The sequence below is a fragment of the Vibrio sp. Vb2880 genome, assembly GCF_033337975.1.
Taxonomy (GTDB): domain Bacteria; phylum Pseudomonadota; class Gammaproteobacteria; order Enterobacterales; family Vibrionaceae; genus Vibrio; species Vibrio alginolyticus.
In genome coordinates this window covers 150,277-176,788 of the sequence record NZ_JAWORT010000003.1, presented here as the reverse complement: position 1 = coordinate 176,788, position 26,512 = coordinate 150,277, and the positions used below count along the sequence as shown (strand labels likewise).

The window sequence follows — 26,512 nt, the reverse complement described above, 5'->3', positions numbered from 1 at the left end:
AAATGTCGAGTTTGCAAGGGTCTGCAAACTTATGCAACCTGGTTAGTGACACTCTCCCCAAAATCCGCAATATGAATAAGTGTCAGCGCTGGCGTTTTTCCATATGAAGAAGAGATTTATTATGAGTGAAACTATACAAAGCAAACCACTTCCCTCCTTTATCGAGGAACGCCTAGATTTTTATATTCAAGATCTAATCGAACCGAATGAGAACAAAAAACACCTTGTTCTTGGTAAACGCCCACCGTGTAATGCCGTTGTCCTGCAAAGCAATGATTACCTTGCACTGTCTCATAACAAGGAGATTCAAAGTGCGCATCGTGATGCGATTTCCCAGCACGATGACAACGTCGTGATGTCCGCGATTTTCTTACAAGATGATGAATCGAAACCTGCATTTGAAACGCAACTAGCCAGTTTCGTTGGTATGCCTAGTTGTCTACTTTCTCAATCTGGTTGGGCTGCGAATGTCGGTTTATTGCAGACTATTTGTGCACCGAACATACCTGTGTACATTGATTTCTTTGCACATATGTCTTTGTGGGAAGGCGCACGTATTGCCGGAGCACAAATTCATCCGTTCATGCATAACAACACCAGTCACCTAAGAAAGCAGATTTCACGTCACGGTTCAGGGATCATTGTTGTGGATTCGGTTTACAGCACTATCGGGACCATCGCTCCTCTACGTGATATCTACGAAATAGCACAGGAGTTTGACTGCGGCCTGGTTGTAGATGAATCACACTCTTTAGGTACACACGGTCCACAAGGTGCGGGGATACTGCAGGGTCTTGGCTTAACTCATAAGGTAGATTTTATTACCGTTAGTCTTGCCAAGACATTTGCTTATCGTGCTGGCGCGATTTTAGGCCCAGAAAAACTGGCGAAGACGCTTCCGTTTGTGGCGTACCCTGCAATATTTAGTTCTACCGTATTACCGCAAGAGATCATTCGGCTAGAGAAAACACTAGACGTCATAAGAAAATCAGATGATAAGCGAGATATTCTGTTTGAAAGAGCCAAGTCTTTAGCCGTTGGTTTAAAACGCATTGGATTTACTATTCGCAGTGAATCACAAATTATCTCATTAGAATGCGGCAACGAGAGAAACACTGAGCGAGTCCGCGATTTTCTCGAAGAGCGAAATGTTTACGGCGCAGTGTTTTGCCGCCCTGCAACTGGAAGGAACAAAAACATCATCCGTTTTTCAGTCAATGCCGACATGACAGCTGCTGAAGTTGATCATGTACTCACTGTCTGCCAACAAGCATTCGCACACCCTGACTTAGAGTTTGTGTAAGTTAGTGTGTAGATAAAACTAAAGAGCTCAACAGTTTTGCTGAGCTCTTTATTCGTGTTATTCGTTGTGAGCAACTCGCCTCAAGAAAACAAGTCGCGAATGATTAGATCCAGTTTGCGATTTTATCGAACAAGCGATTTTTATCCGCCGGTTTTACGATGAAGTCAGACATACCCGAAGACCCAATTTTGTCCAACGTGACAGGTGAACTATCCCCTGTATGTGCAATAATAGGTACCGACGCATAGTTTTTATCCGAGCTTCGAATTCGCCTAGACGCTTCTACACCATCCATAATTGGCATTTCGATATCCATCAGAATGAGATCAACATCTTCTTGCTCTAGTGTATCCAGAGCCTGCTGCCCGTCTTCTTTCTGAATCACTTCAAAGCCTTGCTTTTCAAGTAACATTGCCGTGAATTTACGCAAAGATTCATTATCATCCACGACCATAATTGTGCGCTTATTTGAATTATCTAACGTCACCGAGGCCGTTGGTGTCGATACATAGCTTGAATCATATAAGAGACGCTCAATCGTTGGTTTAGTATTCAATAACCAGGCTTGCGTTTCGATCCAAATAGGTTCATATGCAGCCTTGCGTGCTCTCTGAGTCGGATGATGCTCAAAAAGATAAACGATGCGTGCTTCAGTGAAAGACAAGAGAGATTCTAATCTATCCAATTGGTTTGCTCTTGGATCTAAGCTCTCAAGATCGATAAAAATCAGATCGAATTCGAACTCGTACTCTTTCTTTTTGAGTACTTGGTTGGCATCTAAAATCGTCGAGTCAAAGCCCATAAAACGGCTAATATCTGTTACTTTAGACACCAAGATATCTTGGCTAGTCACCGTTAGAATGGTTTTGAGTTTAGTCAGATCGTTTTTTATTTCAGTAACGGTATCAGATGTCGTTAGTGGGAAAGTTAACGTAAATTGAGACCACTCCCCTAACTGAGATTGACATTCAATGTTCCCCCCAAATGAACGCATGACTTTTTTACAAAACGGTAAGCCCAAACCATAACTTCCTGATTTGCCAGTGGTGTAAAAGTCTTGAAAGATATTGCGTAGAACATCAGGAGCAATGCCAGCACCATTATCGGTTACAACAATTTGATTAAAGCGTTCTGAACTTATCATGGATACATGTATGTGAAAATCTTCAGATTTACGGTGATGGAAGGCATTCTTGAAGAGGTTATACATAACGTATTTAAGTAACGTATCACTACCTAGAAACTCAAACTCACTTCTCGCATCCAGCGATATGGCAAATCGATCAGTGGCACGTTTATAACTGAAGCTTTCAATTGCCTGTTCAACGACCGAGTGAACTGAATATTTTTTGAAGCTAGAACGAGAAACTCGATTTTCATCAATCGAAGTTAGCAATAAATCGATGGTTTCATTACCCGATTGGATAATGTTCATTGCATCCTGACTCACTTCACGTAATAAGGTGACATCCTCTACACTCATGACGTACTGCTCTTTTCCTGCCTCTTTCATGTTGGGCAAGATCGACTGGATAACATCTATTGAAGTGCAAAGCCCACTCAACGGGTTACGCATTTCATGTGCAATCCCTGCCCCGAATGATTTTGCCAGCGAGACTTTCGCTTCATGTTCAACTTGGTTACGAAAATAGAACAAATTACCGAAGACATAAATAAACAGAAAGATTGGCACATGAGTCCAATCCATGGTCAAGTCAAGATGGAACCCTTTTGCAACCCAAGCGAAGAATGTTGCTAAACCTATCCCAGCAAAGGTTTGAGCAAACATGACCCTAGTAACATGAACCAGTAAAATGTGTAAGAAAATTGCAGACATAAACGACATAACCCATACATTGGACCAGTCATTCATCAGTAACATATAAAAAAAGAAAAACGGTAAGCACAGCGTTATCGTCACTTGGTAGTAAATAGGAACATAATCTCTCCAAGTCGATGATAAGCGGTTTCTAAAAATGATGCCGAAAAACAATAACGAGCAAAACAATCTAAGAGGTAAATTTTCATAAGCCTGTGGAAAGGCAAACTCCCAGACAAAGTAGTACAGCGGAAAGCCAAGAAACCCCATCCAGCCAACGAGAGTTAGGTTTGGTTCTGCATATTGATAAACCTTACGTATCGAGTCCATATAATCTGTTTTGCTTACTCCGCCTGACGCACAACAATGTGATTTTGATTCACTTTTATCATTTTATTATTAACTAATTATATATTAATCATCATTTATAAGCAGCGCGAAATGACGTAAACAGCTCGCAATACTTATCTTTAGTTTCAATCTTTTAAGACAGCTGCACTTGATTTACAACCAAATAAACAAAGTTGCATATAGTTTAGTGTAATTTTGCGATAATCGCTCTGTATCCAATTGGATGTTAATCTCATTTTGTTCCAGAAACTTAAGTCGCGCCTTTGGCACGGCTTTCCAACGATTTAAAAACAGCACTCACCGCATATACCGCGGTGACAAACAATTGGCTTGGGGTGTGTCATGAATTCTTTCCGGATAAAAAATGTCATTTTTGATGTAGGTAATGTATTGGTACGCTGGTCTCCAGTAGAAATCGTTCGCTTAACATTTGGTGGTTCCGTAGAGTCAGAGAAAATGGCTCAGATGCTATTTTCATCACAAATCTGGAAAGATTTAAATAAAGGGACGATCTCCGAAAGGGAAGCAAAACAGCGTTATCAACGTGAACACCAAGTAACGACGGAAGAAATGGACCGCTTCTTTTATTATGTAAAACACACTCAAATACTACTTTACGGCAGTATAGAGCTGTTAAAACGAGTAAAAAGTGCCGGATATGGCGTATATGCGCTCACAGACAACATCAACGAAATTGTGGAACATCTTCGTACTACCTATGAGTTTTGGCCACTGTTTGATGGAGCAATCATCTCTTCTGAAGTTCAATTACTAAAACCACAAGCGGAGATCTACCAAACTCTACTTTCAAAGTATCAGCTTAACCCCGAAGAGACAGTATTTATTGATGACATGCCTTACAATGTTGAAGGTGCCCGAGCAGTTGGAATGGCTGCTATTCAGTTTGAAAATGCTCAGCAATGTGAGCTCGAACTAAAAGCCATGGGGGTTAACTTCTAGAAAGCTTGTAATAAAACATAACGTTAGGGTGCATAAACAAAAAAGAGCAGTGTTGAGACTGCTCTTATCTAATGTTTTAGAACGCTAGGTTAGGAGTAAATCACGTTTTCCTCAATCCCACTAACTAATGACTGGGCGTTCTTCCAACGGAATACTTTTTCTAACACCTCTTTGCCATCAGGTGCGCGCCAAGTTCGCTCTTGATCCTCTTGTCCACCAATGTGGCGATAGAATTCAATCGCAGAAATGTTTTGCGACACAACTTCTAAATAAAGACCTGTGTCTTTAAAGTACTGCTGTTGCCATTCTGCGACAGCAAGTAATAGCTGCTTACCAATCCCACGACCACGGTAACTGTCATCAACATGCAATGCGTCAATAAAGGTTCCACGCTCGAAATCATGGTTGCCGAACACACAAACAAAGCCAAGTAGCAAACCTCCCTCCTCCGCCAAGACAATGTGCTGATTGAATGGTGGGTTGGTCAAACGGGTTTGCCAAATCAGTAGTTTGTCGTCAATCGCTTCTTTCTCAAGATAGTTATCACTAAGAATGCCACGGTAATGACGCTTCCAGCTATCCGCATGAAGATGCGCAATGCGCTCGTAGTCCTTATATTCCGCTAATCGTAAATCCATTACGTATTCCTATTTTCTTACATTTTTGCTTCTTTATAGAGTCTCGGTATATTCCACCTTTATAACACTTGTTTCTTGGCAGATTTTATACACCTTAAGCCAGAGCTCATTTTTTAATACTACTCATTATTCAATTAAAAGCAAAATATCCCATCAAGTTCCTTAATCTACACCCAAAGGAATCATCACATTTGTCTAACTTTAATTTGACTTACATGTGTACGCTGATATTCTGGCGAACACTTGTTAGCTCAAAGTTAGGGATACACCTGTGACTCAAAACAAACCACCTGTTATCTGGTTGAATACATTAATATTTTCTGCCAGTTTTGTTCTAACTTTTATTGTAATGCCTTGGTATGCATATCATTTTGGACTGGGTTGGGAACATCTAATTTGGGGAGTGATTGCATTTAGTTTTACTAACCTTTCTATTACAGCAGGCTATCATCGTCTCTGGAGCCACAAAACATACGAAGCTCATCCTATTTTGCGCGCCATTTTTGCGATTGGAGGAGCATTTTCTTTGCAAAATAGTGCATTACATTGGTCTTCTGATCATCGTGTGCATCACAAACATGTCGACAATAACGATAAAGATCCGTACTCAGCCAAGCGGGGGTTTTGGTATTCTCACATTGGGTGGATGTTACGTGATTACAATAAATCAAAGGAAAACGAATATACAAACTGCCGTGATCTAAAGCGCGACAAAATCGTCATGTGGCAGCATAAGTATTATGTTCCACTTGCCCTACTGACTAATATTGGTTTCCCAGTCATGCTCGGACTGATCTACGGTGATATCTGGGGGATGTTATTGGTCGTTGGTGCGGCTCGACTCTTTATGAGTCACCATACGACTTTTTTCATTAACTCCCTCGCACATATTTGGGGTAAGCAAACTTTCACAGACAAAAACACTGCTCGCGATAATGGTGTACTCGCCTTTTTCACATTTGGAGAGGGTTACCATAATTTCCATCATATTTTCGAGAATGACTATCGCAATGGCGTGTATTGGTGGCATTACGACCCAACGAAGTGGTTGATAAAGTCATGTTCTTGGCTAGGACTCACATCTAAGTTGCGCACAACGCCTACATTTAGAATTGAAAAAGCCCGTGCGAGTCAACTTTTGAAGAAAGCAAGAGAAAAGCTAGAATCGAAACCGAACACGCAAACAATCCTCGATCAGCTACAGCACGAGTTTGATACTCTAGTTCATCACATGCAGGAATACTACGAGATGCGCAAAGAAGTACTCGGTGCCAAAACTGCCAGTGTGGTAAAGAAATACGAATGTTCTGTAACAAAAATGAAGTATCAGCAAATTAAAGCAGAGTTCGAACGGCAGCAGCGTAGTTGGAACCTTATGGTTCGTCGATACGCATAGTTTATCCTCATTCTTACGATGACTTAGCTTCGCTTCGGCGAAGCTTTTTTGTTGTGAAGAGTGTTTTCCAATAATTGCTTACTGAGTAAAGTCTTTTTCCTATTGTGAATCAATTCACTCTTTATTCATTCACTTTCCTAGTCATATTTTCCTTCCTATAAATAGCTTCAAACCAGCACATAACACTTAGAAAACCAAATTCCAACAATACAATCTAACGAAATTATTTATTAAATTATTATTTGTCTCAGATCATGCAAGCCCCATATTTGTCTCGTGCCACAGCTAAGAATTCTGTAAATTCCTTGTCATAAACTGAAACAGTTTCTTTCTTTTTTACATAACATTCGGAGATCCCTATGTTAGAGCTCTTAATTGGCTTAGTGGTTACCATTGCGGTGGGTTACTTTATTGTCAAAGGCTATAAAGCTGCGGGCGTGTTACTGACAGCTGGTATTGCTTTACTTCTTATGACTGGCGTTTTGGGGCACGACGTGCTGCCGTCAAAAATCACCTCAACTGGTAACATGGTGACAGATGCGCTGGAATACGTGAAATACATGCTTCAATACCGCGGTGGCGGTCTTGGTATGCAAATCATGCTGCTTTGTGGTTTTGCGTCATACATGACTCATATCGGCGCGAACAACGTGGTAGTGAAACAGTTCTCTAAACCGCTTTCTGTCATCAAGTCTCCTTACGTCCTTTTGGTAGCGGCTTACATTGTGGCGTGTTTAATGTCTCTTGCGGTAAGTTCTGCAACAGGCCTTGGCGTACTATTAATGGCGACACTATTCCCAATGATGGTCGCGATGGGCATTTCTCGTCCAGCAGCCGTTGCAGTGTGTGCCTCTCCAGCGGCAATCATCCTTTCTCCTACTTCTGGTGATGTTGTTATCGCAGCAGAAAAGTCTGGTTTAGAGCTTGATGTGTTTGCGGTACAAACTGTGTTGCCTGTTTCTATTTGCGCAATCATCGTCATGGCAGCGGCAGCGTTCTTCTGGAACAAATACTTAGATAAGAAAGAAAATACGCCAATGGAAAAAATTGATGTATCAGAGATCAAAGCTGACGCACCAGCGTTTTATGCAGCTCTTCCATTTCTACCTATCATCGGCGTTTTCCTATTCAACGGTCGTACCATTCCAGGACTTAGTCTAGACATCTACACTATTGTGGTTGGTTCGATTTTCCTTGGATCTCTGATCCATTATGTTGTAAATAAGTTCGATGGTAAGAAATCACTAGAAGATTTAGATTCTTGTTACGCGGGCATGGCTGACGCGTTTAAAGGCGTTGTGATGCTTTTGGTTGCCGCAGGGGTTTTTGCACAAGGTCTGATGTCTATCGGCGCTATCGATAACCTACTTCATCTCGCAGACAATGCTGGTGCAGGCGGCGTTGCTTTAATGCTTATTCTAACTGCATTGACAGTTGCAGCAGCAATTGCAACGGGTTCGGGCAACGCGCCTTTCTATGCGTTCGTGGAGTTAGCACCATCTTTAGCTGCTAAAATGGGATTAAACCCTGCGTTCCTAATTATCCCGATGCTTCAAGCATCAAACCTAGGCCGTACTATCTCACCAGTATCTGGCGTAATCGTTGCGACATCAGGTATGGCAAACATCAGCCCGTTTGAGGTTGTAAAACGCACATCCGTTCCAGTTCTAGCAGGCCTTATCACGGTGATTATTGGTACTATGGTGCTTGTTCCAATGAGTGCCTAACGGTATTGCCACGATCAAACTAAAAGCAATATCCGAACAAAATTACGTTTAATTAAAAACGCCAGCAAATGTGCTGGCGTTTTTTTTATTCTAATGTGTTGATTTACGCTGACTTAAATCGGTCAGGAATCTTAGTGATGCTCTCTCTGTAGCTAAACCATAAGTAGGTAACGGCAAGCGAAAAGAATAAATATGAAAGTGCGAATACGATTGGAGACGTGATTAATTCCGCGGACATTCCCCACATCACACCGACTACGGTTATCGTCAACTTAGAAAGCATGCCGCAAATAAGTAGGAATAAAGCAAGCTGTGGAAAGCGCGAGCTGCGAAATGCGAAGAAATAACAGCTACCTACCGCTAAAGAAGCAATAGATAAGCCCAACATAAATGAATGGATGTGGTCTGCTGATGCGATACCAGCGGATACCGAAGCCATGAGTAATAGGAACAGTTTCATAAGTCACCTCACAACAAATCTAAAAAGCATCCCTTCATAAATGAAAACTCATTTTTCACTATATTTTGCGCCTAAAATCAGCAATTACAAGTTACTTTTTTGCTCACTTAATGAACATAAAAGCTAATCAGCTTCAATTATTACAAAAGGTTAACAATTAAAAATTAAGAAACCCTTTGCATCTGATACTTACGACAGTTAGATGATAAATTCGCCATTTTTGTTACAGATGGTTAACATAGAAACATTTTGAAATTTTTTATTTGAAATGTGAACTGTGCACTCAACAGCGTAAAACCTCTCTGTCTTGACTCATCATTCGTTATTAGCGAACAAAAAATGTCACTTTTTTACAACGTTCTTACTACATACAAAACCATGAATTCACATCCACTTTTAATGTTGCAAATTATTTTATCAGTAACCGTAAAAAGAGATTCCAATCACATATTTATTGGTTATAATCCGCGCTCATTGCGTTAAACGTTGAAAAACGCAAACTAATTTTGAGAAAAAACATCTTTAAACCAACCTTCTTTGCGGCATTGCCAATAAGAGGAAAAACTGAGAATAAAAATGAGCAAGATTGATAAAGCTATGCGCATCCTGTTAGCAGGGTTCTGTATCAACCTTTGTCTTGGCATCCTGTATGCTTGGAGTGTATTCAACAAGGCACTGGTAACTGAATCAGGCTGGAGTGCTGCAGAAGCTTCTGCACCTTACGCAACTGCAACCATCACTTTCTCTATCTGTCTTCTTATTGCAGGTATTCTTCAAGACCGCATGGGCCCTCGAATGATCCTTATCCTAGGTACTGTTCTTACAGGTCTGGGCATGATCGCGTCTGGCTTTGTTGACACTCCACTCATGCTGAACATTACCTTCGGTGTGATCACAGGTGCAGGTATCGGTTTTGGTTACGCATGCCTATCACCTTCTGCGATGAAGTGGTTCCACGCTTCGAAGAAAGGTATGGTTAACGGCATTATTGCGGCAGGTTTTGGTCTAGCGGCTATTTACCTTGCGCCAGTAACTTCTGCGCTAATAGACAGCATGGGCATTCAAACTAGCTTTATGGTTCTTGGTGTTGGTATCCTAGCGATTGCGGTTCCTCTTGCAGCAACCATCAACAACCCACCAGCAGACTACACACCTGCGGAGCCTAAAGTAAAAGAAGGCCAAGCACCTAAAGCGGTGAAAAAGTCAGATGACTTAACTTGGAAAGCAATGTTGAAAACGCCACAGTTCTACTCTCTATGGATCATGTACGCGTTTGCAGCTTCTGTTGGTCTAATGATCATCGGTAACATCACGACAATCGCAAGCGTTCAAGCAAACTTGCCAAACGCGGTTTACCTAGCGTCTATTCTTGCTGTATTTAACTCTGGCGGTCGTGTTGCCGCGGGTATGCTTGCGGATAAAATCGGCGGTGTTCGTACGCTTCTACTTGCGTTCGTTCTACAAGGCGTAAACATGGTGCTGTTCGCGACGTTCGACTCTGAGTTTACACTGATCATCGGTACAGCAATCGCAGCGGTAGGTTACGGCACACTTCTAGCGGTATTCCCTACTCTAACGGCTGAGTTCTACGGTCTGAAAAACTACGGCACTAACTACGGCGTGCTTTACACAGCATGGGGTATCGGTGGTGCAATCGGCGCAGCGGTTGTTGGTTTCTCGATGACAAATGGCGACGGCTACACCTTGGCTTACACAATTTCTTCTGCAATGATGGCAGTATGTATCGTACTTGCGTTCATCACTAAGCCATTGTCTGAAGCGAAAGTAGCACAGCTAAAAAACGCATAATTGCGAATTGATTTGATAGCAAAAAGGCTTAACCTATGGGTTAAGCCTTTTTTGTTATCGGTCGTTTATGGAAAGCCCTATCGAACTTGCACCAGACTACTATCTAGAGAACTTCTTTAAGCTGACTCACCACGCAGTAACTTGGTACAGCGATTTACTGACCAAGGAAGAACACGCATGGCTTTGCTCGTTTGATTCTTTGAGCAAACACGCCCAGTGCCTTTTGGTGCGTTTATACAGCCGAAAGGGGTGTTGGTTTCGAAGTGATAAGCTGAGTTATCCAGAAATAACTTCTATCAATGAAGCACTGGCAGAATTGAGTCAGCATGAGTTTGTAGCCCTTTCCCCACCCCTTTCTCATCAAGAGTTAGCGGCTAATTTACTGACCAAGCCAGAAATCTCCACGCTTTATCCCGAACTGCCGAAATCACTCAAGAAAGACGCCCTTGTCGAGCGTTTGAGTAATACGGAATTTGATCGTACAGAGAAGCTTGAGTTTACGATCGTCAAACTCAATTCAGCTCATATGATCGACGTGTTGCTCACTCTGTTTTTTGCCAACACCCATCAAGACTTAAGTCAGTTTGTGCTCGATGACTTAGGTTTGCATCAGTTCGAGCAATATCAATTGAGTGAAGTGCGCCGTTTCTTTGATTCACGTGAGCAAATAGACCGTTTAATTGAACTGAGCCAGTTGGCCAACCTGTACTGGCAATTTGACCGAAAAGACAAAGCCAATCTCGACTTATTAATTGAGGTAATGCCTCAGCCCGTGAATCACCATTACGTAGATCGTAAACGTGAGCACATGTTGAATGACATAGCACGTGATTACGAACGGCTTAATGATCTAGAGACCGCCCAGTCTCTATTTGGCCAAACTCAACTCACGCCGAGCCGAGAACGACGCGCACGTATCTATGACAAATTAAACCAAGATGATTTATTTGGTGACATTGTCACAGATATGCTTAACTCACCGATCGATGTGTCTGAGCTCGAAGTTGCACAAAAACTTGAGCAACGGTTAAAACGAAAACAAGGCGAGAAAGTGCCAAGAGTGACGAAGCCAACCTGTACGGAATACCGCCTTGAACTGGATTTATCTCAACAGAGAGTCGAACTCGCCAGCAAAGCGTATTTTGAGTCCTTAGGCTGGACTGTATTTTACGCCGAAAATGCACTGCTTAATGCATTACTTGGTCTCACTTTTTGGGATGCGATTTTTGCTCCTATTGAAGGGGCATTCATTAACGCTTATCAACACCGTCCTTTAGATTTATATCACTCGGATTTTGTTACCAAGCGCCAAGCTTTGATAGACACCGCTTTTGCCGAACTAGAAGCGGGCAACACCCAGATGTTATTGACAAAATACGATGAGAAGTTTGGCATCAGTAATCCATTTGTACATTGGAATTTAATAAGTAAAGAGCTACTCGAAACAGCACTCGATACAATCCCAACTAACATGTTGATGGCGCTATTTAAAATACAATTGAGTGACCTAAAGCTTTACCGCAATGGGATGCCTGATCTGATTGCTTTTAAAGGAAACGAGTTCGAATGGATTGAAGTAAAAGGGCCGGGCGATAAACTCCAAGACAACCAATGGCGTTGGATTAAAGAGTTTACTCGCCTTAATGTACCATTTGCGGTGTGTTACGTCGCCGCAAGTTAACTCTCTTTATATAAAGAGCTTGGCGCATATTCATTAAAACAATTTCTTTTTTACCGCACCTTGCTCTTTTTCTAAAATATTTTTGTTTCTTCACGATCACTTCACGCTTCATCACACACAATGCGCTTCTACTCATTAAGTTGATTTGAAGAGGCAAAATAAAATGAACAAAACCATTCTTGCGTTACTCGTTACCTGCTCAGTTTCGGTATCTGCGGCTCCTTATGTAGGTCTGGAATATGGACTAGGCACCACTGACCATGACTTGGAACCTCACTTTTCAGCTGAAAATGTAACACTTAACCCAGAACTTGAGGATGGTATTTTCTCAGGATTTATCGGTTACTCGTTTAATGACAATTGGGCAATTGAGCTAGGTTACAGCCAGTTTGACCTTGATGACGGCCGTTCTAAGAACCTTGGTATCAAGACAATTGATGGCAAAGATTACCATCATGAAATGGATTGGAATTCCTCTATCACAGCCAAACAAGTCTCGCTAGCACCAGTGTTTAGCTATGCATTAAGTGATAAATGGACAACAAAATTCAAAGCGGGTTTAACTTACACGCAATACGACGCCAAGGTTGCTCAACATCAAGAATATGAGCTTGTCGCGAATGACGATGTGGAAATAAGCAACACGCTTTTCCATAGCTCGGAGAAAAGCAACGAGTTAGGCGCAATGTTCTCTGTGGGCGCGGAATACCAAGTGTTGCCAAAGCTCACCATTGGCGCAAACGCTAAATACCAACTAGACAGCTACGCAAACACTGCATCCTTTAACGTAGGCACAACTTATTACTTCTAATATAAGGAGATGATAATGAAAAGAGTATTGTTAACATCCATGCTTGCTCTACTTTCAAGCTCGGCTTTCGCCGCGTTTAATGGTCCAGAAGTCAGTGCAATCAATACGGTGAAAGAGGCGCGCAACGCAACGGACGACAGCGCTGTAGTGCTAACCGGGCATATTGTCCAATCATTTGGTAACGAGACTTACTTGTTCAAAGACAACACTGGTGAGATCGAAGTAGAGATCGACAACGAAGATTGGATGGGTCAAGAGGTGACACCAAAAGATACCGTAATGATTCGAGGAGAGGTTGATTCAGATTGGACAGCTACGCAGATAGACGTTGAGACCATTCAAAAACGTTAAGAAGTTGACTAATACCTCAACAAAAACAACACAGCCACATTTTAGTGGCTGTGTTAAGCAATAATCATGGAAAACGCTCGTTTAGCTAGTCAAGCAAGGACAATCTTGCGGTACGACTAATCGTATACTCTTAGGCTGAACATCAAATCTAATGGTTCTCGAATGATAAGGTTCCCCATCTAAATTAAGAGGCAATGGATTCGGGAAGTCTATCTCCAACCAGCTTGCTTTAGTGTACTTCACAAACTCTCCTTTCTCACTCGGGTTATTGATCTCGTCGATTACTTTAGGCAGCTCATGAGGTAAAAATGGGCGCACCAATGTTAGATCCATCAGCCCATCATTAATCATCGCTTTTGGAGCTAACTCTTGCCCACCTCCAGCAAGGCGCCCATTACAAAACGCACCGAGCAACATTTCTCCCTGATACGCACCACCTTCAATCGTTATTGTTCCGTCATATGGTTTAAAGCCAAGTGCTTTTACAACACCAGTTAGCGTGTAAGCTCCGCCGCCAAGAAAGTTTTTGAGTTCAACAGGCGTTTCTGCTGTAACTTCTGCGCCAAACCCTGCTGTTGCCACGTTAATAAAGCAGCGATCGTTCGCTTTGACGCAATCGACCAAAGCGGACTGCCCCTCAACAGCAAGAGATAAAGACGCCTTAATGGAATTAGGTACTTGAATAGCGGTAGCAAAGTCATTGGCGGTACCAAGGGGAATAATGGCTAACTCAGGGCGTTTTTCTTCGTCAATTTGAATAATCGCAGAAGCCGCCTCATTGACGGTCCCATCGCCACCAGCGACAACAATACGTTCAATGCCTTCATCAACCGCTTCTTTCACTAGCCGCGGCATGTCTTGAGATTCCCACGTCACACGCACCTGTACGTCGATGCCTTTTTCTCTCATTTTCATGATTGCATCTCTTAACTCTGAATTCCCAGCTTTTTTTCCGTTAAGGATGGCACGTATTGTCTTTTTCATTGCACTTCCTATTGGTTGATGACTTTTCCTGCTTGCTTAATCTGTGAACGCAACCACTGATGGGCGCTGTCGTTTGTGCGACTAGGATGCCAGATTGTACAAAGCTCATACATTTGTTCATCAAATGGCATTGATAAAGATTTAACATGATAGGTGTTATTGAACAAGTTGATCATCGACTCTGGCATTAAACCAATGTATTCACTACCACAAATAATTGGGAGCATTTCTAGTACGCCTGAGGCTCGATACTTAATCTTTCTCTTATCCAAGTCGACAATGTCATCGGCGTTTAACAAGCTCTTACGACTCTGCCACTGCGAAACCACTACGTGTTCTTCTTCAAAAAATTGTTCAGCCGTAATCTCGTCATTCAGGCGTGGATGCGCTTCGCTACATACCACCACCAAACGCTCCGTAAGTACAGTTTCCAGTTTTAGCACCGTTCTTGCTCTTGGTGTGATATCAATGATCAAATCGTATCGTTGTAACCGCAGATCACTTTCAAAATCTTCCGTAAAAAGCGGATGTACTTCTAATGCAACATTTGGTGCCGACACACGGATTTGTTTCATGACTTGAGGTAGCAACTCAAAGCTTGCAACGGACACACAGGCAATAGAAAACACTCTATTCGACACTTTAGGGTCAAACTCACTAGAGGCCGATAATGTCGAAGTGAAATTTTGTACTGAAGCTAGAAGAGCAGGATAAATATCCATCGCAAACGAGGTAGGCTCGACACCTTTAACGCAACGATGAAACAATGGATCATCGTAGATATCACGTAGCCTTGCTAGCGCTTTACTCACCGCAGGCTAGGTGATGTTTAAGCGCGCCGCCGCCCGAGACAAGTTACGCTCTTCATAGATGGCAGTGAAAATGGGGATAAGATTAAGGTCGGTCGGTTTCATGCTATTAAATTTTTCAAAAGTCACTTTCTCTATTTTAATCTAACAGCATGATCCTTCACGTAGCCAAGTGCAATAAATGGGCGGTATCGCTTGTTTTAATGAGTTTTAACTCAATTTTGACGCACTTCATTCACTATATAAACTGGCACCGTAGTGCAACGTAAAGCTTGGATTAGGCTTTGCCTAAGTAAGGGGTAAGAAACTCGCTGACTTCCTCGCCGCATAAACCAATTTCTACCTCAATACCGGCTTGTTTTAGAATCTCGATACCTCGACCACTGTTGCGCGGATCTGGGTCCAACATGGCTACGACGACTTTGCCAATACCGGATTTCACTAATGTCACCGCGCAAGCTGGCGTGCGACCTACAAACGAACACGGTTCGAGCGTAACGTATGCCGTCACCGATTCTAACGAGCCTTGATATGCATTCAGCGCTTCTACTTCCGCGTGGTTGCCACCAATAGCTTGAGTATGACCTTCTGAAACGATTTGATTGTCTTTCACTAACACGCAGCCAACCGGCGGGTTGGGTTGACATTCAGGAAGCGCATTTTTGGACACTTCCAATGCGCGGCGCATAAACTCTTGGCTCATTTGAACTCTATTCTCTAATAAAAACGAGGCGCTATATTAGCGCCCCGTTTTATTCATTGCCATCTCTTCCAATGACTTTGTCCAGTTCTGGTAACGCTCGTGGAATACGGAATTTAAAGCGTTGTTGTTTGGTCTGGATCTTGCGCCACATCGACTTCATTAAATGAGCGCTATTTTCACCATTTTGCATTCGCGACGCACTTTTTTGCCACGATTCACTCGAATCGGCTTTGGTCATTTCCAGCTCTGCCGTATTTAAACGCAATTGTTTGTACAATACGGTCCTTGCTTCAGACCAACGTTTAGCCTTTAACAAACGGTGGAACGTCAACCATGCTGGTGTCGGTCTGTTGCGGTAGTAACGTTTAATGGCTACCAATGAAACAGTCACAAAACCCAACAATACAAGCGTGGAAACAATCCATGCAAAATACGTTTTGATGAAGGATTTCAACGTGTGCTTCGCGGCAAATGTTTTGCCCTCTAACACCACCGTTTCCACTTGCTGAGTCTTACTGTTCCACCAACGGAACTCATAATCTGGCAGGGTTAATTCACCACCTTGTTGAATCACATACACGCTCTCTTCTGTGCGTGTTGACTGGTAATCACCACGAGTTTGCGTATCCGTAAGACGGTGCGGTTGAGGATACGCTTGGTAACGGGTTGTTGATTCTCCTTTCAGCAAGTCTGGTAACAACACAGAAAGTGAATCTTGAGCTGAAATAGTGATTTTACGCGTGATTGCATCCCCAACTTTGAGTGACTCAGTGGAGGTTTCCCACTCTTGCTTTACCTCTACATCTGTTGCAGAAAACCAAGGTGTCTCACCACTCAGCAGGCCCGATGGCAATACGGTTTTGAACTTAATCGGCTGCGTGTAAAGTGTGCCTGACACCTTCTCGCCGTCCGGCGCAGACACCTGAACGCCCACTGCGACAGGTGGAATCACAAAATCACCAGATGCTTGTGGATACAAAGTCACTTCCCAGCGTTGACGCGACCAAGTTTGTCCCTCTTTTTGCTCAGTAAAGTTGGTTGCTAGTTGATTACGCTGTTTGGCGATAACATTGGGTATTTCAATATTGCCAATTCTCGTACCACCCGTAAACCAACGCGGCGTTGCCACTTCGATGGTTAAAATAACTTGCTCATTGACGCTAAAACTTGGTGTTTTACGCTTCTCTCCAGCCGTTGGTTGTTTACCAACCCACGCTTGTAACTCAACACCATGCTCTCGTTGAACGTCACGAATATCTTGAGCCAACACACTACTGCTCAGGAGGAAACCGAAACAGATAACTAACCACAAGGGTAAAGCAAAGGGCGTAAAACGGTGGCTTTTCATCATTGCACCGCCTCCTCTGTATTTTCGTTCGCAGTAGAAGTTGATTCTCCGGTTTCTATTGAACGCAATTGAATCTGAAACTTCGCATTTAAGAAGTATTTAGGATCCGCTTCGACTCGCTTTAACCATTTGTCGGCTAATTCTTGGCTACCTAAGATGTCGTCTGCACTTAACGTCTCTTTAATCATCAACTCCGCTGACGTTTTTTCATCCGCCCCTTCTGCGGTTTGAGGGTTATCGCCTAGCTCGGTTGATGCTTCTTGCTCCGTTCCTGCCTGACTCTCACTCATCCGGTTGATGTCCTCTACAATACCACCAATCACTTTCAAGTTATGCTCAACATCCGGTCTTAGCCTCTCGCTTAACGTTGGCTTGTTGGCTAGGGATTTTAACAAGTCACGTGCAGCCAAATATTCACGCTGACGCGCCAATGCACTCGCCGCATTATAAAGACCGTAATCTCGAACCTCTTCGGACGGGTCATTTTGCATTTCCAAAAACGCACTGTGGGCGAGTTCAAACTCGCTAGCGTAGTAGTACGCCGTCCCTTTGCGTAATGGATCGACAAAGTGTTTCGCGGCTTCTAAATACGCTTGTTGGTTGAACAAACGCTGTCCTTGTTGGTCTGGCGTTAGCCACAAATCCCACCACCATTGCGCTACCTTGTCGAAAGCCGTCACTTTTTGCACAACTTGTGGCTGCTCGGCTTTAACTGAAATGTTCTCGGCCAACGCACTTGTTGGCATCAATAACGTGCCGCTCACCATTACAATCACGCACCACTGCACTAACCACCCTTTTCTAAACCACAGCATCATGATCAGCGCGATTGGGAACAGAAGTTGATAACCCATGTCTTTCCAAGGCATTGAAGATTCGCCATTAAGCTGCATATTGCGCTCAACGTATCGGTTCAGTTGCTCGATATCACTATTATCGACGGTCACTTCCACCAATCGACCGTTAGTCTGACTAGCCAGTTTTTGTAGAGAATCCAAATCCATTGGGTTGTTACTCACAATGTCAGCATTCCCTGCCGCAAGAATTAACAGTTGATAAGGTTTGCCCGAGAAATACGCTTGGTATTGCTCAATCGTGGCTGGATTAACGCCATCACTCACCAACAGAACGGTGGAGCCTGGTTGACCTTGCAATTGTTGATCAATTAACGGCAAGGCTTTTTCGGCAAGCTTACCTTGCACGGGCATAATTTCTGGCGTAATGGCCGCCAAAAATGGGTCAAATACTTTGCTGTCTTGAGTTATAGGCATTGCGACATGAGCACTGCCCGCGAACACGACTAAACCCGTTTTTCCGCCTTTTCGCACGGCTAGCAAATCGCGTATTTTCTGTTTGGAACGCTCAAGGCGGCTTGGTGGGAGATCTTTTTGCAGCATCGAGTCGCTGTTATCAAGCACCACAAGCATAGAGGCTTTATCTTCGCCAAAGGGAGAAGATTCTCGTTGCCACGTTGGGCCTGCACAAATCACAATGGCGATGAACACAATCAGCATCAAGAGCTTAAGCGGCAGTTGCTTACGCCAGCCTCGCTCACCTATCGTCAAAGCATTGCGTAAATGTTCGGGCAGAATATCCTTCCAGCTTGGCTTGCTTTCTTCTCGCCAGCGTAACCACACCAAGAAAAACATGGGGATCAAAGCCAGTAACCACAGTGGTCGAATAAAATGAAACTGTGTAAAGAATTGCGTCCAACTAAGAGAATCAAACATCGCTCTCTCCTAATGATGATCGTGTTGCAGCCCTTCTTTTGAGTGTTGCGACGCTGAACGCGAGCAAATGCATGATGACCACTAACGCCATCAAGTAATGATGAAGGCTTTGTTTTGGGCGGTATGTAGTGCTTTCGTAAAGTTGAGGTTCCAGTTTGCCAATCTCGTCGTAGGCAGCCGACAGTTCATCACGGTTGAGAGCTTCAAACGCTTCACCGCCGGATTCTTTCGCAATGCGATGAATCGTGTCCATATCCAACGCGGTTTCACCTATCGTTTCCGGATCACCCATCGCAATCACGTGCACTCGCACGCCTTTGGCTTTCGCAACTTTCGCCGCATCAATCGGCTCGACAAAGCTGCCCGTGTCGTTACCATCGGTTAATACAATCGCGACTTTTTCACGGTTTTGATCTTGTTCTAAAGCACCACGCGACTTATCGCTTTGCTCAAAAACTTTAATCGCTAAGCCAATTGCATCACCAAGATGGGTACTCTGCCCTGCCATCGCCACATCGGTTTGGTTAAGCAGTTCGAGCCACACTTTTTGGTCAGCGGTAAATGGCGTTTGCACAAAAGCGGCATCACCAAAAAGAACCAAGCCTAATCGGTCACCTTTACGAGACTGAACAAACTCCGTCAGCACTTCTTTCGCCGCATCAAGGCGAGAAATTTTTTCACCTGTACGAGACGTGAAATCAGGCTCAGCCATGGAACCCGAAAGATCCACCACCACCATCACATCGCGCCCTAAACTCTCGCGAACTTGAGGCTCGCCTAACACGGTGGGTTTTGCCATCGCACACACCACCAAAAGCCATGAGAGAATTAACGTTGCTCGTTGCCACCAGCTTGGGGTTAACTGGCTTGCACCTTCTGACGGCGTCTCGCCAATCGCTTCCACCAACTGACTAAAAAACGGCACTTTGATCGCCATTTGCTTAGTGCGATATGCAGGCACCAAGTAGTATACCACCAATGGCAACGGCAAAATCAGAAACCACATTGGGTGAGCAAATTCAAAACCAGACAAACCAGTTAGCGATACAAGAAGATCATTCATGTTGACCTCCCTGATTTGCTTTGCGTTTCAATAGTGGTGATTTCTTTGTTGTGCCTTTTTGAGCATCGCAACGGTGTTCACTCACCCAGTTTTTCGCACGAGCAATAAGCGTTACTCGCTCTTCGTTGGTTAGCATAACGCTTGGGTCAACAATACTTTGTAGCCAACGCTTTGAAAGCTCATCGTTAAAGACCACTTGCGAGTTTGCTTGAGAATCTCCGGTTTGCAGATATAGCGCATCGAGCTTGCGCAAAAAGGCGGTATCAAACAATTTCGCGTTACGGCTATCAACATGAATCAACACAATTTTAAGCACAGAGAACAATGCTTTAGGCATGCCTTTGTCGCTCGGTTTGATTTGCGAAATCGCCAACAGAGCTTCTTGTCGGTAGCGGTTACACCACCACTGTTGAGCCAAACGATACGCGACATACACCAATGCAATGAGCGCAACCGCCGCTAAAATTTTCCAGCCAATAGTTTGCGGATACCAACTCACGCTTGGTGGCACGGCCACATCATGTAACTCTCTGAGTATGTAGGTACTCGGAGGCGTAGGAAGACCACTCATTTAACGCCCTCCTACCAGTTTTTGAAATTGTTTAATGTGCTCGCCAGTCGTATCGAGTTCAATGTGCGGAAGGTGTTTCATCGCCATAAGTTGAGAGAGTGATTGACGCTGTAAGCTAGTTCGAGCCTCAAGCTTTGCGCTCGCGGCTTCTACCTTTGCTTTGCTGTCTAAATTGAGTTGATACTGCCCATCACCAACCACCCATTTCGATTTTGCCAAATCGTCTGGTAACGTTTGTTCTAATGGGTCACTAACCATCACTGCGAGAACATCATTGTGCTGTTGCAGCTGTTTAAGGTGATCAAGATGGTGCTCCTCGCAGTCGCTCCAGTCGCTGATAAAAATCAAAGTGGATTGCTTGAGCTTCATGCGTTTAATGAGCTCAATCCATTGACTGAACGTTACTTTTTCGGAGTTGCGGGAGTCCACATTGAGCGATTGATTGGCTTTAGCGAGACGTTTAAGTTGCGCCAGAAGATCGTTTTGCGAACGCTGTGCCTTGCTGTGAAACAACGCCTGCGGGGATGCGATGACAAAACCGACTCGGTCGCCATCTTTTAATACTCGCCACCCACACATCGCTGCGATCTCTGCCGCGACAACTGATTTCATTACTTGCGTCGAAGCAAAAAACATTGTGCTTCTCTGGTCGACACACACGATTACGTTGCGATCTTTTTCTTCTGTATAACTGCGTACATGCGGCTTACCCGTACGCATCGTAACTTTCCAATCAAGGTTACGAATATCATCACCTAATTGGTAATGGCGCAGCTCTTCGAAGTTCAATCCACGACCGCGAAACAACGAATTGTGTCGGCCAGAGAGTACGCTACCCGCCTTTAGGTGAGGAAGTAAACTGAATGATTCTGCTTGTGCTTGCAGACGTACTAAACGAGCGTAATCGCAGTACAAACGGGGATCCATCCCTTGTGATTTTGGCGCAAGAGTTGGCTTAGCCATAATGCCTCCCACTTACCCAATTTCTACACAATCTAGCAGCTCTTGTACGACTCGTTGGTGATCGACTCCGTCTGCTAGTGCGTCGTAGGTCAAAGAAAAACGGTGGCCCAATACAGACGGAACCATGGCACGCACATCGTCAGGAGTCACATGGTCACGTCCTTGCATCCACGCATACGCACGAGCGCATTTGTCGAGTGCGATGGAAGCACGAGGACTAGAGCCAATCTCAATCCATTTTGCTAAGTTTGAATCGGCATAACGCTCTGGCTTACGAGTCGTCATCACTAACGCAACGATGTAGTTTTCCACTAGGTCTGATACCACGATGTTTGGTAACTGACGACGCGCTTCTAGCACCACGTCTGGCTCGATGTGTTTTGGCGTAATAATTTCGCTGCTGGTTTCCGCACCCAATTCTTCACTGCGCACCAAACGAATGATGTCACGTTCTGCGTCATCTTCTGGATAATCGACGGTAACCTTCATGATAAAGCGGTCCATTTGCGCTTCTGGCAGTGGGTACGTGCCCTCTTGCTCTACTGGGTTTTGCGTTGCAAGCACCATAAATAAGTCTGGCAATACGTGAGTTTTATCGCCTACTGTGATTGTGCCTTCGGCCATGGTTTCAAGCAGTGCCGCTTGTACTTTGGCAGGTGCACGGTTGACCTCATCAGCAAGTACAATGCTGTTAAAAATGGGCCCAGGTTGAAAGTGGAGTTGCGGCTTACCATCCAGCTCTTGATAAACCTCAGTACCCGTCACGTCAGATGGTAAAAGATCCGGCGTAAACTGGATTCGACCAAAACTGGTGTTTAACAAGTTCGCCAACGATTTTACGGAACGTGTTTTTGCCGTTCCCGGTAAACCTTCTAGCAGAATATGCCCATTTGTTAATAACCCGATGACTAAAGCTCGAACCACGTGGCTTTGTCCAATGACGCTTTTTTCTGTTTGTTCGATGAGTTCTTTTATCGCTTGTTGTGCGTGGTTCATAGGATACCTTTTCAATGGTTTAAGCCGTCTTTTCGATAGTTAAGTATAAGAACAAATGAAATAACTTAAGGTTATATTCACTATGTTATCTTTGCGGTTCTTGAGATTGGAGAAGTTGTGCAAGACCAACCAACATCGGTAACGCATAATCAAAGAACATTTTGATTCCCGAACACAAATAGTTTAGACCACTCTCACCATTCGGCGTTTTGATCAAACGGTTTTTTGGGCACTCCCCCCAACAATAAGGCAAGTAAGGGCATTGCTTACAATACGTCGGCAATGAATCGCGTTTTGCCATGCCAAAAGTATATTGTCTTGTAGAGAAGGCCATTTCATTCAGTGAGTGTTCATGAATGTTGGCGAGTTTGTATTCTGGATACACATAGTGGTCGCAACTGAACACGTCGCCATTGTGCTCAATCGCCAACCCTTTGCCACAAAACTCCGCCGTCACGCAAAGCTGAGACGGTTTCCCCATTACTTGCGCCACCGCGGTTTCAAACAGATTAACCAGCACACGGCCAAGATCGTTATTCACCCACTCTTCAAAGGTCGCCATTAAAAAGCGTCCCCAGCCTTCAGGATCGACTGACCAATCCGTTACAATCGACATTGGATGCCCCGGTTTAGCCAGATCACTGCCTTTGGTTGGGATCATCTGTTCGTTCCAAAACTGCGGCGCGGTTGTTTGGAAGTTGTTGGCTTCTACCACCGGCGCAAACTGAATATAAGTCACACCCAATTCTTGGGTTAAAAATCGATATACTTCGAGCGGGTATTTCGCATTGTGACGATTCACCGTGACCAACGCGTTGAATTTCACGCCATGCGCTTTGAGCTTATCTACCGCTTTCATCACGAGATCAAACGTTGGCTTACCGCTGCGGGTTTTGCGATATTTGTCGTGCAGCTCTCGTGGTCCATCAATCGACAAGCCAACTAGGAATTTTTGCTCTTTTAAAAACGCACACCACTCATCGTTTAGCAAAATGCCGTTGGTCTGAAGGTCGTTTTCAATGCGAACGCCTTTCGGCTGATATTTCTTTTGCAAAGCTACGACATTGCGGAAATAGTCCAACCCAAGCAGCGTCGGCTCCCCGCCCTGCCATGAGAATACAATTTCTTCGCCATCCTGACTTTCGATATAGCTTTTCACGAACGCTTCCAGTGTTGCGTCGTCCATTTTTGGCTGCTTTTCTTGGTGCAGTAGATTTTCTTTATGCAGATAAAAGCAGTACTGACAATCGATGTTGCACTTTGCTCCGCCTGGCTTTGCCATCACATGGAATCGACGGTCATACGCGCCCAGAACAGGCGCTTTAGACGCCGTTTTAAGAGGAACAATAGGCATAGTAGTAGAATGGCGAGGGGAAATCTTACTCATACGTTTCTCACTATTACATATACCCAAATAACCTCGTGAGCGCTGTACAGCAAAAGTGAAGCTATTTGGGTATATAGCGCTCCAAAAAGCGCTATATAATCTTAATTTACTTAGAAGACTTAGGTACGAACGAACCTGCTTCCATACGAGGCGGGAATTCTTTGAATGTACCCATCACCTCTTTCACTGTATCCATTGCTGGCATCATTAAGAATGAACGCTCGTACATCCAACGAGAATAACCCATGCCTTGATCGCCTCGTTCAAATGGATCAATGCTCAAGTCAAAGATCAGTGGCACACGAAGTTTAGTGAACGGCTTACGCCATACATCCATACCCGTTTCATTCTCTTGAATCATAAAGTGGAACTTGTACTTTCCTTGGCGCAATGCCACAAGATCGCCGTCGTCGCTCCAGTAAACGAACTCATTTCGTGCGGATTTGTCTGACTTACCCGTTAAATATGGCAGTTGGTTGTAACCGTCTAGGTGAACTTTGTAGTCCATATCGCCAACTTTTTTGCCTTTTAGCAGTTCGTCTTTAACTTTGGTATCACCTGCCGCAGCAACTAGTGTCGGGAAAAAGTCCTCTAATGACATCATGCCGTTGAATGTTTTACCTGCCTCAATTTTTCCAGGCCATTTAATCAACATTGGCACACGGAAACTCCCTTCCCAGCCAGTGTTTTTCTCTGAGCGGAACGGTGTCATCCCTGCATCCGGCCACAAATCAACCATAGGACCGTTGTCAGTGGTGTAAACAATGATTGTATTGTCATCCACACCTAACTCTTTGATCTTGTTTAGTAGCTGACCGATTTGGTCATCGTGCTGCTTAACACCATCCGCGTAGAAACCGGCACCTGTTTTACCTTGGTATTCTTCAGGAACATGTGTGAAGTTGTGCATGCGAGTGGTGTTAAACCAAGTAAAGAACGGCTTGTCCGCTTTTACTTGTTTTTCTATGAAGCTTTCTGCGGCATCAAGAAACTCACCATCAACATTTTCCATACGCTTACGCGTAAGTGGACCGGTATCTTCGATTTTGCCGTCAGCGTAAGAATGGATAACGCCACGAGGGCCAAATTTCTTCTTGAACTCCGGATCTTTAGGGTAATCCACGTTCTCTGGCTCTTCTTCTGCGTTCAAGTGGTATAGGTTGCCGAAGAATTCATCAAAACCGTGGTTGGTAGGAAGGTGCTCGTCTCGGTCACCTAAATGGTTCTTACCAAATTGTCCGGTTGCGTAACCCATTTGTTTAAGCACGGTTGCAATCGTCGGATCTTTTTCCGAGATACCTTCCGGAGCGCCTGGTAAGCCCACTTTTGATAGACCTGTACGTTTTGGCATTTGACCAGTGATAAATGCAGAACGGCCTGCTGTCGAGCTTTGCTGTGCGTAGAAGTTAGTGAACTTCGCACCTTCTTTAGCAATGCTATCGATGTTTGGCGTGTTGTACGCCATCATGCCTTGGTTATAGGTACTAAGGTTCCAGTAACCAACATCATCACCAAAGATGACAAGAATGTTGGGTTTGTCCGCTGCATGTGCAACTGCAGATGCAGCGCCCAAAGCTAACGTACATGCGTTAAGTACGAGTTTTTTACTGCTCGTTTTGGTCGCATTTTTCATATTATCTCCAAGAGTTCGCTAGTGCGTAAAAATGGTATTCGCTTTTCAATACCATTGTTGATATAAGATAAAGCACTAATTTCAGGCGATAAATGCAGTCAAAATTAGTTAACCTATAAATTAAATTTATGAGTGACGTTATGGACTTGAATTTGATCCAAACTTTTCTTGTTGTTGCGGAGTTTCAATCTTATACAAAAGCCGCGGAACAATTAGGGCTTACACAACCTGCTGTGAGCGCTGCAATAAAGCGTTTAGAGCAAGTCGTCGATAAGCAATTATTCGTTAAAAAAGGGCGAGGTATCGCACTAACCTCCACCGCTTATCAATTACTGCCGCAATTCCAGCAAGCGGTTAATATTATTGACAATGCGATATCTGATAAAAATCATTTTGAAGTGTGTTGTTCGGAAATTTTGTTGCACATTATGGACCCGATAAAGAACACTATTTTTTATGAATCACCACCCGAAAAATTCCTATTATTTGAGCTGTTAAGACAACAAAAAGTCGATCTAGTAATCGATACGGTGATCACGAAAGATGCAGCGTTTATTATTGAAGATGCCTATGAGGAAGAAGCCGTGGTTATCTGTCGTGAGAACCATCCCCGTGTACACGGCACGCTCACAAAAGAGCAATTTTATGAGGAAACTCACTGTTTATTTTCAGGAAAATGGAACAACATGTCGGGGTTCGAGCAACTAGCAAAGGAAACAATTCAAGAAAGAAAAGTCGACTTGATCACATCTTCGCTAGCGGGCATGGCGCTGTATGTCGCCCAAAGAGACAGTTTAGGGATCGTGTCTCAATCTTTTGCAAACAAGTGGAGCAAAGCGCTCAAACTTCAAATTTTGCCCTGCCCCATTTCGATACGCTCTATCCCTTACAAGTTCGTCTACCATAAGCGAGAGGTAAACAACCCAGCCCACATCGCTCTACGTGAAAAAATCAAAGCCAACTTAACGGCAGCCCACTACGAACCAATTTGTTTATAACTCTTGTCAATTGAAGCGTTA

At 43.9% G+C, this 26,512-nt stretch carries 22 protein-coding genes and 1 pseudogene; 9 read left to right on the top strand and 14 right to left on the bottom strand.

From position 1 onward, the window contains the following. The first annotated feature begins 121 nt into the window (after positions 1 to 121). The gene (gene cqsA / locus R7M92_RS04700) at positions 122 to 1,303 is read left to right on the top strand and encodes an alpha-hydroxyketone-type quorum-sensing autoinducer synthase (protein ID WP_318132827.1); all 1,182 of its coding nucleotides are present in this window, start codon (positions 122 to 124) and stop codon (positions 1,301 to 1,303) included. Positions 1,304 to 1,406: 103 nt separating this feature from the next. Here cqsA and R7M92_RS04695 read toward each other — a convergent pair whose 3' ends face one another. After that, positions 1,407 to 3,452: a response regulator gene (locus R7M92_RS04695; RefSeq protein WP_033906489.1), complete on the bottom strand. Its 2,046-nt coding sequence runs from the start codon at positions 3,450 to 3,452 to the stop codon at positions 1,407 to 1,409. A gap of 363 nt (positions 3,453 to 3,815) precedes the next feature. On the opposite strand from R7M92_RS04695, the gene R7M92_RS04690 reads away from it, so the two are divergent. Next, positions 3,816 to 4,433, top strand: a complete 618-nt coding sequence (locus R7M92_RS04690; protein WP_054701759.1) for an HAD family hydrolase — start codon at positions 3,816 to 3,818, stop codon at positions 4,431 to 4,433. Positions 4,434 to 4,522: 89 nt separating this feature from the next. On the opposite strand, the gene R7M92_RS04685 is transcribed toward R7M92_RS04690, so the two are convergent. Continuing rightward, positions 4,523 to 5,071: a GNAT family N-acetyltransferase gene (locus tag R7M92_RS04685; protein ID WP_005376525.1), complete on the bottom strand. Its 549-nt coding sequence runs from the start codon at positions 5,069 to 5,071 to the stop codon at positions 4,523 to 4,525. Between the two features lie 271 nt (positions 5,072 to 5,342). On the opposite strand from R7M92_RS04685, the gene R7M92_RS04680 reads away from it, so the two are divergent. Continuing rightward, positions 5,343 to 6,467 carry an acyl-CoA desaturase gene (locus R7M92_RS04680; RefSeq protein WP_017821552.1) on the top strand — a complete coding sequence of 375 codons (1,125 nt, stop codon included), beginning with the start codon at positions 5,343 to 5,345 and terminating at the stop codon, positions 6,465 to 6,467. Positions 6,468 to 6,826: 359 nt separating this feature from the next. After that, a complete protein-coding gene (dcuC, locus tag R7M92_RS04675) occupies positions 6,827 to 8,194 on the top strand; it encodes an anaerobic C4-dicarboxylate transporter DcuC (protein ID WP_203345392.1) in 1,368 nt (455 codons plus the stop codon). A gap of 103 nt (positions 8,195 to 8,297) precedes the next feature. Here dcuC and R7M92_RS04670 read toward each other — a convergent pair whose 3' ends face one another. Beyond that, entirely contained in the window at positions 8,298 to 8,654 is a 357-nt protein-coding gene (locus R7M92_RS04670) for a hypothetical protein (RefSeq protein ID WP_005376535.1), read from the bottom strand. Between the two features lie 576 nt (positions 8,655 to 9,230). On the opposite strand from R7M92_RS04670, the gene R7M92_RS04665 reads away from it, so the two are divergent. From R7M92_RS04665 to R7M92_RS04650, 4 genes are all read left to right on the top strand, one after another. Further along, the gene (locus tag R7M92_RS04665; RefSeq protein ID WP_017635352.1) at positions 9,231 to 10,463 is read left to right on the top strand and encodes an OFA family MFS transporter; all 1,233 of its coding nucleotides are present in this window, start codon (positions 9,231 to 9,233) and stop codon (positions 10,461 to 10,463) included. A 67-nt stretch (positions 10,464 to 10,530) separates the two neighbouring features. Beyond that, entirely contained in the window at positions 10,531 to 12,144 is a 1,614-nt protein-coding gene (locus R7M92_RS04660; protein ID WP_318132825.1) for a VRR-NUC domain-containing protein, read from the top strand. A gap of 163 nt (positions 12,145 to 12,307) precedes the next feature. Then, positions 12,308 to 12,955, top strand: a complete 648-nt coding sequence (locus tag R7M92_RS04655) for an AcfA family outer membrane beta-barrel protein (protein ID WP_318132822.1) — start codon at positions 12,308 to 12,310, stop codon at positions 12,953 to 12,955. A 15-nt stretch (positions 12,956 to 12,970) separates the two neighbouring features. After that, entirely contained in the window at positions 12,971 to 13,306 is a 336-nt protein-coding gene (locus R7M92_RS04650) for a YgiW/YdeI family stress tolerance OB fold protein (protein WP_203345389.1), read from the top strand. Between the two features lie 81 nt (positions 13,307 to 13,387). On the opposite strand, the gene yegS is transcribed toward R7M92_RS04650, so the two are convergent. The 11 genes and pseudogenes from yegS to R7M92_RS04595 form a co-directional block, all read right to left on the bottom strand. Further along, positions 13,388 to 14,290: a lipid kinase YegS gene (yegS, locus tag R7M92_RS04645; RefSeq protein ID WP_213874258.1), complete on the bottom strand. Its 903-nt coding sequence runs from the start codon at positions 14,288 to 14,290 to the stop codon at positions 13,388 to 13,390. A gap of 8 nt (positions 14,291 to 14,298) precedes the next feature. After that, a pseudogene (locus tag R7M92_RS04640) lies at positions 14,299 to 15,204 on the bottom strand (LysR family transcriptional regulator). 172 nt (positions 15,205 to 15,376) lie between these two features. Next, the gene (locus R7M92_RS04635; protein WP_213874259.1) at positions 15,377 to 15,802 is read right to left on the bottom strand and encodes a bifunctional diaminohydroxyphosphoribosylaminopyrimidine deaminase/5-amino-6-(5-phosphoribosylamino)uracil reductase RibD; all 426 of its coding nucleotides are present in this window, start codon (positions 15,800 to 15,802) and stop codon (positions 15,377 to 15,379) included. Positions 15,803 to 15,851: 49 nt separating this feature from the next. Further along, positions 15,852 to 17,153 (bottom strand): BatD family protein, encoded by a 1,302-nt coding sequence (locus tag R7M92_RS04630; protein ID WP_318132820.1) that lies wholly within the window; start codon positions 17,151 to 17,153, stop codon positions 15,852 to 15,854. Beyond that, positions 17,150 to 18,880, bottom strand: coding sequence for a VWA domain-containing protein (locus R7M92_RS04625; RefSeq protein ID WP_318132818.1), 1,731 nt, complete (start codon positions 18,878 to 18,880; stop codon positions 17,150 to 17,152). The genes R7M92_RS04630 and R7M92_RS04625 overlap by 4 nt, the downstream gene beginning before the upstream one ends. Then, positions 18,873 to 19,943 (bottom strand): vWA domain-containing protein, encoded by a 1,071-nt coding sequence (locus R7M92_RS04620; protein WP_005398156.1) that lies wholly within the window; start codon positions 19,941 to 19,943, stop codon positions 18,873 to 18,875. Before R7M92_RS04620 ends, R7M92_RS04625 begins: the two co-directional genes overlap by 8 nt. Next, positions 19,936 to 20,514, bottom strand: coding sequence for a DUF4381 domain-containing protein (locus R7M92_RS04615; RefSeq protein ID WP_213971542.1), 579 nt, complete (start codon positions 20,512 to 20,514; stop codon positions 19,936 to 19,938). Before R7M92_RS04615 ends, R7M92_RS04620 begins: the two co-directional genes overlap by 8 nt. Then, positions 20,515 to 21,477, bottom strand: a complete 963-nt coding sequence (locus R7M92_RS04610; RefSeq protein WP_047101409.1) for a DUF58 domain-containing protein — start codon at positions 21,475 to 21,477, stop codon at positions 20,515 to 20,517. A 12-nt stretch (positions 21,478 to 21,489) separates the two neighbouring features. Beyond that, entirely contained in the window at positions 21,490 to 22,473 is a 984-nt protein-coding gene (locus R7M92_RS04605) for a MoxR family ATPase (RefSeq protein ID WP_318132814.1), read from the bottom strand. An 85-nt stretch (positions 22,474 to 22,558) separates the two neighbouring features. Continuing rightward, positions 22,559 to 23,860, bottom strand: a complete 1,302-nt coding sequence (locus R7M92_RS04600) for an anaerobic sulfatase maturase (RefSeq protein WP_318132812.1) — start codon at positions 23,858 to 23,860, stop codon at positions 22,559 to 22,561. Between the two features lie 106 nt (positions 23,861 to 23,966). Then, a complete protein-coding gene (locus tag R7M92_RS04595) occupies positions 23,967 to 25,493 on the bottom strand; it encodes an arylsulfatase (RefSeq protein ID WP_017635363.1) in 1,527 nt (508 codons plus the stop codon). Between the two features lie 140 nt (positions 25,494 to 25,633). Here R7M92_RS04595 and R7M92_RS04590 point away from each other — a divergent pair, with 140 nt between their 5' ends. Further along, positions 25,634 to 26,491 carry a LysR family transcriptional regulator gene (locus tag R7M92_RS04590; protein ID WP_025767859.1) on the top strand — a complete coding sequence of 286 codons (858 nt, stop codon included), beginning with the start codon at positions 25,634 to 25,636 and terminating at the stop codon, positions 26,489 to 26,491. The last annotated feature ends 21 nt before the right edge of the window (positions 26,492 to 26,512 follow it).